Source organism: Rhodovulum marinum (assembly GCF_004343075.1).
In the GTDB taxonomy this organism is placed as follows: Bacteria; Pseudomonadota; Alphaproteobacteria; order Rhodobacterales; family Rhodobacteraceae; genus Rhodovulum; species Rhodovulum marinum.
The window spans coordinates 45,784-58,010 of record NZ_SLXP01000018.1 but is presented as its reverse complement, the minus strand read 5'-3'; the positions used below and the strand labels follow the sequence as shown (position 1 = coordinate 58,010).

The 12,227-nt window shown below is 64.3% G+C and carries 10 protein-coding genes and 1 pseudogene; 5 read left to right on the top strand and 6 right to left on the bottom strand.

Going from position 1 to position 12,227, the window contains the following annotated elements; translation table 11 throughout:
- Positions 1-135 precede the first annotated feature (135 nt).
- The 5 genes and pseudogenes from EV662_RS18110 (at position 136) to EV662_RS18090 (ending at position 4,947) form a co-directional block, all read left to right on the top strand.
- Positions 136-1,128 carry a CheB methylesterase domain-containing protein gene (locus EV662_RS18110; protein ID WP_132465879.1) on the top strand — a complete coding sequence of 331 codons (993 nt, stop codon included), beginning with the start codon at positions 136-138 and terminating at the stop codon, positions 1,126-1,128.
- Positions 1,125-1,691: a chemotaxis protein CheD gene (locus EV662_RS18105; RefSeq protein WP_132465876.1), complete on the top strand. Its 567-nt coding sequence runs from the start codon at positions 1,125-1,127 to the stop codon at positions 1,689-1,691. Before EV662_RS18110 ends, EV662_RS18105 begins: the two co-directional genes overlap by 4 nt.
- 239 nt (positions 1,692-1,930) lie before the next feature.
- Positions 1,931-2,692, top strand: a complete 762-nt coding sequence (locus EV662_RS18100; RefSeq protein ID WP_132465873.1) for an HpcH/HpaI aldolase family protein — start codon at positions 1,931-1,933, stop codon at positions 2,690-2,692.
- Between the two features lie 381 nt (positions 2,693-3,073).
- Positions 3,074-3,213, top strand: a pseudogene (locus EV662_RS18095) (ATP-binding protein); the annotation flags it as partial.
- A 147-nt stretch (positions 3,214-3,360) separates the two neighbouring features.
- A complete protein-coding gene (locus EV662_RS18090; RefSeq protein ID WP_132465870.1) occupies positions 3,361-4,947 on the top strand; it encodes a hypothetical protein in 1,587 nt (528 codons plus the stop codon).
- A 22-nt stretch (positions 4,948-4,969) separates the two neighbouring features.
- Here EV662_RS18090 and EV662_RS18085 read toward each other — a convergent pair whose 3' ends face one another.
- The 6 genes from EV662_RS18085 to EV662_RS18060 form a co-directional block, all read right to left on the bottom strand.
- The gene (locus EV662_RS18085; protein WP_243695899.1) at positions 4,970-5,977 is read right to left on the bottom strand and encodes an SUMF1/EgtB/PvdO family nonheme iron enzyme; all 1,008 of its coding nucleotides are present in this window, start codon (positions 5,975-5,977) and stop codon (positions 4,970-4,972) included.
- 5 nt (positions 5,978-5,982) lie between these two features.
- A complete protein-coding gene (locus tag EV662_RS18080) occupies positions 5,983-7,749 on the bottom strand; it encodes a hypothetical protein (RefSeq protein ID WP_132465867.1) in 1,767 nt (588 codons plus the stop codon).
- Between the two features lie 124 nt (positions 7,750-7,873).
- The gene (locus EV662_RS18075) at positions 7,874-8,881 is read right to left on the bottom strand and encodes an NAD-dependent epimerase/dehydratase family protein (protein WP_132465864.1); all 1,008 of its coding nucleotides are present in this window, start codon (positions 8,879-8,881) and stop codon (positions 7,874-7,876) included.
- A gap of 180 nt (positions 8,882-9,061) precedes the next feature.
- Positions 9,062-9,373, bottom strand: a complete 312-nt coding sequence (locus EV662_RS18070) for an H-NS histone family protein (RefSeq protein WP_132465861.1) — start codon at positions 9,371-9,373, stop codon at positions 9,062-9,064.
- A gap of 249 nt (positions 9,374-9,622) precedes the next feature.
- A complete protein-coding gene (locus tag EV662_RS18065; RefSeq protein WP_132465858.1) occupies positions 9,623-11,119 on the bottom strand; it encodes a phosphomannomutase/phosphoglucomutase in 1,497 nt (498 codons plus the stop codon).
- A 446-nt stretch (positions 11,120-11,565) separates the two neighbouring features.
- Positions 11,566-12,177 carry an autoinducer binding domain-containing protein gene (locus EV662_RS18060; protein WP_132465855.1) on the bottom strand — a complete coding sequence of 204 codons (612 nt, stop codon included), beginning with the start codon at positions 12,175-12,177 and terminating at the stop codon, positions 11,566-11,568.
- Positions 12,178-12,227: the final 50 nt, after the last annotated feature.

The following is a 12,227-nucleotide window of genomic DNA, read 5'->3' as shown; positions in this document are numbered from 1 at the left end:
CCGGCGCGCAGGACCACAAACCCCAGCCCGAACTCTCCTTCCCCGTCCAGCGCAAGGCCGCCGTCAACGACACAAACGCATGGCAGGACTTCTGAGAGAGACGGAAAGACCCCAATTGAGAGGACGGACAAACCGATGCGGGTCATGATTGCAGATGGAAACGAGGACGGGCGGCGCAGGCTTGCGGCGAAGGTCGGTGCGATGCGTGGCGTATCGCTCGGAGTATGTGCCTCGGATCTCAGCGAGACTTACCATGCGGCCGAAAACCGGCCGCCACAGGCGGTGATTATCGCCGAAAACCTGGCGCGCCTGCCCGAATTCGAGGTCATGCAGACCTTGTTCCGAGCACTTGGTATTCGCTGCTTGCTGGTTGCCGATTCGGTGGCCAGCGGCGAGAGACTGGCCGCGCGCGCCGGAAATCACAGCCTGCGGGTCGTCCAAGTTGAAGCTTCCGCGGAAGATCTTCGACAATGCCTTTTCGATGTGTTGCTCGATCGGTCTCAATCGGTCGCACCGCGCGAAAGGCCCAGTGAAGACCTGCAATTCCAAGGCGGTCGCCTAATCCTGATCGGGGCCTCGACGGGCGGGGTGGATGCGCTTATCCGTGTTCTTTCGGGCTTTCCGGCCTCTTGCCCGCCAACATTGATCGTGCAGCACACCAGCGGCACATTCAGTGCGGGTCTTGCTCGTCTGCTGGACCGCTCGACCCGGGCGAAGGTGATTGAGGCCCGTGACCGCCAGGCACTGGAAACGGGCACGATTTTGATCGCGCCTGGCAAGGACCACCATCTTGAGGTCGCACGTGGCGGGGCCAGCCATTGCCGCCTGCGGGAGGGACCGCCCGTGGCGGGGCATCGGCCTTCGGTCGATGCTCTTTTCCGATCCGCTGTTCCGATTGCCGCACGGGTGAGCGCGGCGATCCTGACAGGTATGGGGCGGGATGGGGCAGAAGGCATGCTGGAACTGTTCCGCGCCGGCGCGCATACCATCGGGCAGGACCAGGCAAGCGCCCTTGTTTACGGCATGCCGCGGGCGGCCCAAGAACTTGGTGGGGTGCGGGAACAGTTGCCGATCGACAGGATCGGCCCGGCCCTGCTTCAGAGCTGTGTCCGGAGGAGTGCCGCATGACCGCCTTTTCGACGTCCCCGCCTTCGGTCCAGTCGGACTGGCCCAGCAACCGCATTGAACCGGTGATCCAGGGTGAGTATCGCGTCTCGCGTGACCCGGAAATCGTGCTTTCGACGGTTCTGGGGTCCTGCGTGTCTGCCTGTATTTTCGACCCGGTTGCACGGGTCGGCGGCATGAATCATTTCCTGTTGCCCGGTCAGGAGGGGTCCAACAAGACCGAGCTGAAATACGGCGCCATGGCGATGGAACTTTTGATCAACGACCTGCTGAAGCATGGCGCGATGCGTAGCCAGTTGCGTGCCAAGCTGTTCGGCGGCGCCCGCGTCAGTGCCGCTTTCAGCGATATCGGTGAAAAGAACGTCGTTTTTGCAAGGAGTTACCTGCAGCGGGAAGGATTTCAGGTTGTGGCCGAGAGCCTAGGTGGGCAACAGGCGCGGCGGCTGCATTTTCGACCCTCTACAGGGGCGGCGCGTCTGGTGATGTTGCCTCCGACCGAGGCCCCGCTCGAACGCCGCCCCTCCCGCCCGGCGGCCAAGAAAGACCTTGGTATCACTCTTTTCTAGATTTCTTGCCGTGCGTAACGTTGTGAAAAGCCACACCCCGAGGCAGCCGGTCGTGCGCCTTGCGGGCTGGACGCGGCGGGACAAAGAGAGCGACCCTGACACGGCGCGCCCATGCCGATCCGGACGGTTGTTCGGGCCGCCGGTGGCGCGCCGGCCTTTCGGCCGTCCTGCTGGCTCTTGACGCGGATCAGCCCTGCGGTCTCTGATCGCCGAACATAGAGCGAAGTAGCGGAGCGGGCATGGAAAACCTTAAATATCAGTTCAAGGCCCGCCTTCGAGCAGGACGCCAGCAAATCGGTATCTGGAACGCGATCCCGTCGCCGATCATTGCCGAAACCCTCGCCGCCAGTGGCTATGACTGGATATTGATTGATACCGAGCATGGGCCGATGGAGGTCACCGACGCGCTGTCGTCGCTTCAGGCCACTGCCGGGTATCCCGATTGTGCGCCGGTCGTCCGGGTGGCGATCAATGACTGGGTGTTGATCAAGCGTCATCTCGATCAAGGCGCGCAGACGCTGATGATTCCCTATGTGCAGTCGCGTGCCGATGCCGAGGCCGCGGTGCGTGCGATGCGCTATCCGCCTCGTGGTGTGCGGGGCGTCGCGGGCGTGACCCGGGCAAGCCGGTTTGGTCTGATCGCCGATTATATCGCCCGCGCAGAGGAGGAATTGTGCCTGATCGTCCAGGTCGAAACCCGGGACGCGCTTGAACGGCTGGAAGAGATCGCCACCGCCGACGGGGTCGACGCCGTGTTTATCGGGCCGGCTGATCTGGCCGCAAGCATGGGGTATCCGGGCAATGCGGACCACCCCAAGGTCGTGGCGGCCATAGAAGGTGCGATCGAGCGGTTGAAAACAGTGGGCTTGCCGTCTGGTATCCTGACGCTGGACCCTGACTTTGCCCAGCACAGCATGAAGTTGGGCACTCGGTTCACTGCTCTGACGATCGATGTCGCACTTCTGGCCCGGGGGGCCGCAGCGCTGCGGGCCCGGTTCTAGGCGGGGTATGGCCGCGTCCGGCGTCGGGATTCAGGCCGGTTGTGGCATCGCGAGACCGTGAGCTAACCCCCGGAAATTCGGACACTTACATAGGCTACGATTTGCAGTCTGCTGATCTTCGACGAGAAGGAGATCAGAGATTTCGAAACAGAAGCAGTCCGCGCCGGACTCAAGGCGAAGGTCGCGCTGGAAGCCCAGAAAGGTGAGGAGGCGGCAGCTGAGTTGGCAAGCCGGGTCTACACCACCAGCACCCTCATTCCGCCCTGGGTGGCAAGCCACCGACGCTGGCCTGTTGGCAGAGAAATGATATCAACCAACCCGGTCAGCACGTGCAACGAGCAGCTTAAATCACGCTTGGTCCTGTCCAACGATCGGGGAGTAGCTCAGGTCTTCGGCGATGCAAGGATGACCAAGCGCTCCTCGACCGCCTCACCCACCGCTGCCACATCCTCGAAACCGGCAATGACAGCTATCGCTTCAAGGCCAGCACCGAGGCCGCCGGAAAAAAGAAGGAGGAATGACCGGCATTGACCCACACATGACACAAAGACCATATCCTTCAGGCGGATCACTTCTCGATGCCCCCCCCGGGTCAGTTCTTAGCGAAAATCAACAGCGCAGCGGATTGTCGGTAACCGGCCCAGGGGCTGGGCGGCCCGGCCGGGTAATTGGCGGATTCCCGCCGCAGATGGCGTTTACCCTCTGACAGGGCGCATGGGTTATCTTGCTTGGGGATAACCTTGCCGATATGGGAATGGGCCATGACGCAAGAGCGCCAGAAGGCTGCGGTAACCGATGACCGGGATCGACAGGCCGACGAGATCGCCCAGTCGTTCGCCCGTTTTTCCCCTCAGGAAGACCGGAGGTCCTGGCTGGGCGCTGCCGCGCTGACAGCGGTCATTGGTGTTTCGGTAGCCGGGGCGGCCTTCGTGCTGACCGGGGAAACGCCGTTTTCCCGTCCCGGCGAACCCGAGATGCGTGTCGTTGCCGTTCCCCACCGCGACGGACCACCGTCCGACCTTGTGATCTGGGGCATGCCGGAGGCCGCGCTCGCCTCGCGTCCTCCGACGCGCAGCGCGCCGCCCGCCCCCAATCTGGCCTCGGTCGCGCCGGCCGCACCCGCGTCGCCGCCCGTGCGGCCGACATCTGATGCCGAACCGGTCGCCGAGACGCCGCCGGTGATCGTGCCGGTCGTGATCGGCGCGCCGGCCCTTGTTCCACCGCCGCGCCCCGAATTGCGCAAGATGGCCATTGCCGAACCCGCGCCGCGCCGGCCCCGACCGCGCCCGACGGATGCAGCGGCACTCGTGGCGGTCGCGGAACCCTCGACGCCGCCCCAGAACATTGTTTTCACCTCGCTGCGTCCGCGTCTGCGCCCCGCGGACATGGTCGCCCGGGCGACGTCGGCGATGGGTTCGCTTGTGCCGGCGCGGCTGGCCACGCCGCGGACTTCCTTTGATACCGGCCCCGTCTGCAGCGCCCGTCTTGCCGCCGGCATCCCGAACCGTCCGCGCGGCGCGGCACCGGGGGGCGCACTTGCGCGCAAGATGGACGGTTTGCAGGGGGCCGAGCGTGACCGTCTGATCGAACGGGAACTTCTGGCTGGCAACCTTCCCGGCTTCTTGCGCATGTTGACCCCGGTCACCATCAGGGGGCGACTGCCCAGTGGTCGCGTCGGAGAAGTGACGATCTGCGTGACGCCCGATTACCTGGCGCTTGGCAGCGACAGCGACTATCTGCGCGTGCCCATGGGCCTGCCCGCGGCGGCGCGGGTCGCGGACCGCTTCGGCTTTCTGCTACCGACGACGCGCATGGTCGACGCGATCTTCGCCCAGGCGCGGCTGCGCCTTGCACCGCAACCGATGACGCCCGGGGCAGCGATGACTTCGACGCGCTATTTCTGGCAGCACAACCGCACCGTCGACGGCCAGACACGCGGCCGCGCCGGTCAGTTGACGGCAGGGCAGAAAAAGGACCTCGTGCTGACCAATCGGCTGAGGCGGAACCCCGGCCGTGTAGCGATCTATGGCTGGCACAAGCCGGATGGCCAACCGATTCAGCCGCTTTCGACGGTCCACGGTGCGCGCTATGCCGATTACAGCCATGGCGTGCGTCTGGTCAGCCAGACAGCTTATGTCGGGGGACGTGCGGTGGCGCTGGCCGATCTGCTGGCCGATCCGACCTATGCCGGGATCCTCAGCGGCGAAGGGCCGATCGAGGCGCCGGCGCGGTTGATGGCTTCGCTTTATCGCTGAAGGGTTTTGGGCTCACCCATAGCTAGCGCAGCGTCTTGCAGCAGCGGAAGCCGAGGTGATAATTTTCGTGGCTGCGCGGGCTCATCACCCGGTCGCCATGCCAGTAGGGCGCGCGCCAGCGGCACCAATCCGGGTGCGCGCGGTAGCTGTCCCAGATGAACCAGGATCCCTTCATCTCGGTCACGCCCAGCGTCGTGCTGCCGCGGCTGGCCATCTGGTCCGGGGCCAGCGGCAGGTTCATGTGTTCGGCCGCATTTCCGTTCAGGTCATAGACGCCCAGCGGGCTTGTGCAGCCGGGAAAACTGCCGACCGGATAGGTGTTCGAACCGCAATTGCGCCAGCCGCCGCCCGGGCAGGTCGGGCTTTTCGCGCTGTTCTGGGCGCATACACCCGCGCGGAAGGCAGGCCCGTAACTCCAGCGGGCTGAGCCCTGGTATTTCGCGTTGTGGGCGGCGCGCATGCGGTTCACCGCGGCCGAGGCCGACAGCCCCTTTGCGAGGTCGAAGCGATAGTCGGGCGGGGTCAGCGCCCCGGCGCAGGCGCCCTCCCATTCATGGGCATCGCACAGCCGCTTGCCCTCGGCGGCGCAGATCTCGGCGGCCTCCCGTGCCTTGACCCAGACCACGGGGTAGGCGCAGGGAATATTGGGGTACTCGAACTGGTCGATGCAGGCCGTGGCGTCCTCAGGGCGCTGGGTGGCGGGGTCGTAGAGCGGTGCCATGAACTTGGCGCCGCAGATCCTTTCGAACCGGGAATTCGCATAGCGCGCCACTGCATTTCCACCCGCCCGCGCATTGCATTCGGCCCGGCTCATGGCGTGGCGCGTGATCGCGGGATTCCCCTGCCCAAGCACCCCCGAGCCGGCGAAGATCGTCTTGATCCGGTCCAGTGCGGGACCGCGCACGCCGCGCACCCGTTCGATTTCGTCGAACAGCGCGGCGTTGCGTTCGGTCAGGCTTTGGGCGTCAGCCGGCGCGCCAGTCAAGGCAAGCATCGCGGCAAGGGCCAGAGCCAGAGCCAGAGGTCGCATCCCGTTCACTCCTTGCGCAAGAGATAGAAGAAATCGCGATTGTCGGCCGAACCGAGAAAGCGCGGAACCCGCGTGCCGTCCCGGCGGCGCGCGTCGATCTGGGCCATGCCGGCGACCAGGTGGCGGGTGTCGATCCCGCCCTGGGCGCCGTTGGTGTAAAGCGCCATGTAGGTGTGTTCCAAGGCGTTCATGTCCAGAAGCATGGCGTAATCGCAGCCATAGGCCTGGAACACGCGCGCCATCGCCGAAGGGGTCGCGGTCGAGAACCAGGCATAGGCAAGGAAAGGCTTGCCCCCGACCTGTCTCATGCAGGCGCCGGCGCGCAGCGTTCGCAATTCGGCCTTGTCCGACCCCGACCAGTTCCCCGGTAGCCAGTGCCGTACCAGGGCGCCCGGAACCGGGCGCCCGCTATCGGGGTCGCGTTCCACAAGGGCCACACCGTTCTGCCGAGCAAACCGGATCCGGCGGATCAGCGCATCATCTGCCTCGGTCCAGGTCTTCATCCCGATGGTGCCATCATCCAGCACGTAAAGCGTGGCAAGCCCGGGCTGCAGCCGACTGAGCACCGTACCATGCACGACGAAACCGTAATGATGACCATGGTTCGTAGTCGCCATCTCGCCGAAACGGAACGCGCCGTGACTGCGTTTGAAGCCGCCGGTAAAGGTCGCGGCGACGCGCCCCGCCGCGTCGGGGCTGACCATGCCTGTGGGGACCAGCGGGTCGGGTCTGGCCACACCATCCGGCCCCGGGATCGACCAGTTGCGCCCGGCGCCCGAGGGCCGCGGCGACCAGTCCAGTCGGGGATGTTCGGTCCCGGTTTCATAGCCCAGTTCGAACCGCGACAGGTCGAACCCCACCAGGTAGACATCGGCGCGCCCCTCAACCGCGTCCAGCCGGTTCGCCCCGTCCTGCGCCGCAAGGATCGCGGGGTCGATCATCCGCGGCTGCAACGCCGAGGCGAAGATGCCCGGCGCCCCATTGACCGCATACCAGGCGCCCATTTCCATCCGCTCGGGGCTGGCGCCGACCAGGTCGAAGGTCATCGTGGTGTACATCACCGGGTGTTGTGCCAGCCGCGCCCGGCCCAGCGCCACGGCCGAACGCCCCGGGTCCGCGTCGGCAAGCACGGCCCCGCTTTCAAGATAGCGGTCCTTGTAGAGCGTACTCTTGACGAACCCCACGAGGCTTTCGCCGAAGGCGACCCTGTCGCGCAGGAATTCGGCGGTGCGTTCCAGCGTGGTGCGCGTTCCGGCGACCGGGTTCCTCAGATACAATTGGCCGGCGCATAGTACGGCAAAGGGCAGGCCGGTCGACCGCGCCCGGTCGAACTCGGGTGTTTCCGCGGCCCATGGGCGGCACAACTGCGTCACGTTTTCCTCGGTCAGCGCAAGCGCGGGATCTGGGCCCTCTGTCAGTGCAAGGGTGCGGCTGCCTGGTGCGGGGTTCTCCAGGTGATAGCTTTGCCGCGGCCGCCCAGGTGGGTCGATTTCCAGCAGGAACCAACCGTTCGCCCCGGGGTTCATCGCGGTCAGTACCAGACGCGTGCCGTCAGGTGCGCGGGCCTCTTGCCGGGTGCGGAACACCTGTAATTCGACAATGGATTTCGTGCGCGCGGCCTGCGCCGTGGCATTGCGCAGCGCCAGTTCCACAGCACCCGGATGCGGCGCGGACTGCGCCATACCCAACGATGGCAGAACTGCCAAAAGGCCCGCATACGCGAACCGGCCGGGCCGCAGGCGCGGCAAGAGATTGGACAAGACGGCGATCATATCGGACCGATCTTGCAGAACAGATGTTTACATGGCGTAACACCCGCCCCTTCCCTAGGCGGGGCCATCACCCCCGGTAAACCCTAGCCAAGCCCGACGCATCGGGGCAAGCCCGTTCCTGCGGCTAGATGGCGTAATAGTCGCGAAACCACGCGACGAAACGGGACACGCCCTCGCGGAAATCCGTTTCGGGCCGATAGCCTGTCAGACGCATCAGCAACGAGGCATCGGCCCAGGTCGCGGGCACGTCGCCGGGCTGCATCTCCATCAGGTTGCGGATCGCGGGCCGGCCCAGTTCCGACTCGAGCGCGTCGATGAAATCGGTCAGCTTCACGCTGTCGGAATTGCCGATATTGACGATGCGGAAAGGTGCGACCGGGCTGAGACTGTCGCCCTCGGGCACCATGCCATCGGCGGGGCGTTCGGGCACGGCGTCGATCAACAGCCGGATTCCACGCACCAGATCTGTCACATAGGTGAAATCGCGCCACATCTCGCCGTGGTTGTAGACGTCGATCGGTTCGCCCCTCGCGATTTTCAACGCGAACTTGATCGGCGCCATGTCGGGGCGCCCCCAGGGGCCGTAAACGGTGAAGAACCGGAACATCGTCGTGGGAAGATCGTGAAGGTGCGCATAGGCATGGCCCATCGCCTCGGTCGCCTTCTTGGTGGCGGCATAGATCGTCAGTGGCGTATCGGCCTTTTGCGTTTCGGCGAACGGCATGTCCGTGTTGGCACCGTAAACCGAAGAGGTCGAGGCCATCAGAAGATGCGCGACGCGGTGCCGGCGCGCGGCCTCCATAACGTTGAAGGTGCCCACCAGATTGGCGTCGATATAGGCGCGCGGGTTTTCCAGGCTGTAACGCACGCCTGCCTGGGCTGCGAGATGAACGATCACCTCGGGGGCGAAGCCGTCGACCGCGGCGGATAGTGCCGCGTCGTCCTCCAGCATCGCCTCGGTCGCGGCATAGTTCGGGCTTTGCAGCAAGCGCTGGTGGCGCCGGCGCTTGAGGTCAAGGTCGTAGTAATCGGTGAAGCCGTCGAAACCGTGGACATCGTGCCCCTCGGCCAGAAGCAGTTCGGCGAGGTGATAGCCTATGAACCCGGCGGTGCCGGTGATGAAGATGCGCATGGAACGCCTTTCGCGGGATCACTCGATGCCCCGCTGTTACACGTTCTGCGCCGCTCTTGGCCATAGCGCGCGTGCGTGTATCACGCCCCAACCGCGCAGATCAGAACCCTTGCCCAAAGGCCTGGGGCAAGGGTTTGGCTTTGCGCACGGTCGGCATCTGGGGCCGGGCCGTCGAAACGATCAGCCGATCAGGAAATCCTCGAGTTGGCTGCCCTTGTTCAAAGAATCCTCCAGCCATTTCGGCCGTCGCCCGCGTCCGCTCCAGGTTTCGGCGGGGTTTTCGGGGTTGCGGAATTTCGCCGGCGCCTTGCTGCGGCGGGATTTTTTTCCGACTATTTCATCCAGTGAAAAACCGAATTCCTTTGCCTTTTCCTCGAGTGCTGCCCGGGCTTTCGCTTTTTCGCGATCCTTAAACGAGGCGATCGCGTTGTCCACGTCCTTGCGAAGCTGCTTGAGCTCGGCGAGTGAGAGCTTGTCGATGTCTTTTGCCATTTGTATTCCTGCCGCTCTGATTTCCAGCGCATGCTTTGCGCCACGGTCTATGGTTGGCCGTAGATCACAAAGACTTACCACATGTCATTTTAGACAGGTTTTTCTACCGGCGCGAGGGGGAACACCGTTTAAATACCCACCTGCGGATGTCAAATTACAGGGAATCAGCGAGAGATTGCCGAGAAATTCGTTAACGCCGAACCGCAGGTGCGCCGGATTGGCGGCAGGAAATGGCGTTGCAACTCCCGCTCAAAGGCTTTGGTCATAGGCCCCGACGGCCGGTTCGGTACGGATCACCGCGTCGATATCGGCAAAGATGGCACGCAGTTCGGCCGCGCTTTCGGGGCTTTCGCAGACCACCACCAGGTTCGGCGTGTTCGAAGACGCCCGCACTAGGCCCCACGCACCGTTTTCAAGCATCACGCGTGCACCGTTTACCGTGACGATATCGGAAATCGCCCGCCCCCCCAATGTGCCGCCCGACGTTTTCAAAGCCTGCAGCTTCGAAACGAGCCGGTCGAGCACGGCGTACTTCTCGGTGTCAGCGCAATAGGGCGACATCGTGGGCGAGGACCAGGTCCGCGGAAGCGCCCTGCGCAGGTCTGACAGCGACTTCCCGGGATTGCGGTCCATCAGCTTGCAGATCTCGACCGCGACCCGCATCCCGCAATCGTAGCCGCGCCCCACCGGTCCGGCGAGGAAATAGTGGCCCGACTTCTCGAACCCGGCCAGCGCCCCGGTGGCATGCACCCGCCGTTTCATGTGGCTATGCCCGGTTTTCCAGTATTCCGTCGTCGCGCCGAGGCCCTGCAATTCCGGGTCGCTGTGGTAGAGGCCGGTCGATTTGACGTCGACCACGAACTTCGCCCCCGGATAAAGGCGGGCGTAATCGCGCGCCAGGATCACCCCCATCTTGTCGGCGAAGATTTCTTCGCCCTCGTTGTCCACCACCCCGCAGCGGTCGCCGTCGCCGTCGAATCCCAGCGCCAGATCGGCGCCGCTTTCCCGAACTGCGAGGGCCATGTCATGCAGCATTTCCATCGCTTCGGGGTTCGGGTTGTAATTCGGGAAAGTGTAATCCAGGTCGCAATGCAGTGGCACGACCTCGACGCCGATCCGCTCCAGGATTTCAGGGGCGAAATCCGACGCCGTTCCATTTCCCGTGGCGCAGACGACCTTGAGCGGGCGGCTCATGCGGAATTCGGCCACCAAGTCGTGGATATAGGCCGCACGCACGCCGTCTGCGCGCGCCCAACCGCCGCCCGGTCGCGGTTCGCCCTCGCCATTCAGCACGATATCGCGCAGCTCGGCCATTTCGTCGGGGCCATGGGTCAGCGGGCGCTCGAAGCCCATCTTGACCCCGGTCCAGCCGTTCGGATTATGGCTGGCCGTGACCATGGCGACGGCGGGCGCATCCAGGTGGAACTGGCTGAAATAGGCCATGGGCGACAGCGCCGGGCCGATGTCGCGCACCGTGATCCCGGCCTGGACGAGGCCCAGCATCAGCGCCTGCTTGATCGCCAGCGAATAGTCGCGGTAGTCGTTTCCGACCGCGATCTCGGGACGAATGCCACGGCGCTGCATCTGCGTACCCAGCCCCAGCCCAAGGGCCGTCATGCCGGGCAGGTTGATTTCTTCGGGAAAGCGCCACCGCGCGTCATATTCCCGAAAGCCCGTGGGTGCGATCATCGGTTCGCGCAGGAAATCCCAGGTGTTCGGGGTGACATCGGCAATCGGTTTGGTCATGGGCGCAGGTCCTCGGGGCGCAATCTGAAGCTGGGCCAGTCTTAGCGGATGCGGTTGCAGGTGCCCAGCGAAAGGCGTGTTCGAACCCGGACGCCGGAACCCGCGATGGCGTCAGCTACGCGGCTTGGCGTGATATGCATCCGTTTGCGTTGGCAGGCGTTGGGCATTCTTCGAAGTTCGGCCTCCTTGTCGAGGTGGTCGGTATCAATCGCACGCCGCCCATGAAACGGCCGGCACGCAACGTCACCGCGGGGTCTTCACGCGCCATGTCACGCCGGTCCGTTTCGACGCGCCCGTCATGAGGCATGTCCCAGCCAAGCTGGTCGACGAAGACACGGGGCCGGTGGGCGAGGAAAACCTGGAACGCGCTGCAGAGCGGATTCTGAAAGCTAACAAATGCGTTTCGGCCGCAGACGGGACGCGTTACGGGCGTGGAACGTTCGGCCCTAAATGACGCCGTGGCAGCGCGCGATCGAGGCTGCCTGCGACGGGGTTTGCGCGCCGAGTTTTCGCTTTGCATTGGCAAGTCGCGCCTTCACCGCGCTCATCGAGATATCCAGTTCGGCAGAGATTTCCTTGAGCCTGAGACCGTCCGCCTGCAGCTTAAGAGCCTCGGTCTCGGCGCGTGTCAATCGTCGCGGCGGGGAACCGGCCCTGTGCAAATGGGTCACGATTGCCAGCAGTTCACGCATCTCCAACGCCGTGAATGGCCGGTCGTCGCGCGCGAAATTTCCATAGCTGCGCCGGCCCTGTTCGTTCGGGCAAATCACGCTGGCCGCGGCACCATACCGAAGCCCGAAGCGTTGCGCATCGCGCAGCACCCCGCGCGGGTCCTCGATTTCCATCCGGTCCCATGCGGTGATCCCGGTATTGCCGTAAACCCATTTCATCACCGGGTCGTGCACCACCAGCCCGTTCGCCGTGTAGTGCTCGACCCAGCATTCGGGCAGGCGGTTCAATTCTTCGGCCGGATAAGAGAAGCCGACCCGCAGCGCCACATAGCAGCCGCCCGAGGCAAGCTGGGTGAGACGGTCGGCATATTTCTTGATCAGGCTCATAAGGCTGACTGCGGCTCACATGGTTCAAGTCTTCGACAAAACGATATAGC

Excerpts from the sequence above, each read along its gene's own strand:
- EV662_RS18070 (WP_132465861.1), bottom strand. The coding sequence starts at position 9,373 with ATGGCAAAAGACATCGACAAGCTCTCACTCGCCGAGCTCAAGCAGCTT.
- EV662_RS18060 (WP_132465855.1), bottom strand. The coding sequence starts at position 12,177 with ATGAGCCTGATCAAGAAATATGCCGACCGTCTCACCCAGCTTGCCTCG.
- EV662_RS18110 (WP_132465879.1), top strand. The coding sequence starts at position 136 with ATGCGGGTCATGATTGCAGATGGAAACGAGGACGGGCGGCGCAGGCTT.
- EV662_RS18105 (WP_132465876.1), top strand. The coding sequence starts at position 1,125 with ATGACCGCCTTTTCGACGTCCCCGCCTTCGGTCCAGTCGGACTGGCCC.
- EV662_RS18065 (WP_132465858.1), bottom strand. The coding sequence starts at position 11,119 with ATGACCAAACCGATTGCCGATGTCACCCCGAACACCTGGGATTTCCTG.
- EV662_RS18085 (WP_243695899.1), bottom strand. The coding sequence starts at position 5,977 with ATGCGACCTCTGGCTCTGGCTCTGGCCCTTGCCGCGATGCTTGCCTTG.
- EV662_RS18080 (WP_132465867.1), bottom strand. The coding sequence starts at position 7,749 with ATGATCGCCGTCTTGTCCAATCTCTTGCCGCGCCTGCGGCCCGGCCGG.
- EV662_RS18075 (WP_132465864.1), bottom strand. The coding sequence starts at position 8,881 with ATGCGCATCTTCATCACCGGCACCGCCGGGTTCATAGGCTATCACCTC.
- EV662_RS18100 (WP_132465873.1), top strand. The coding sequence starts at position 1,931 with ATGGAAAACCTTAAATATCAGTTCAAGGCCCGCCTTCGAGCAGGACGC.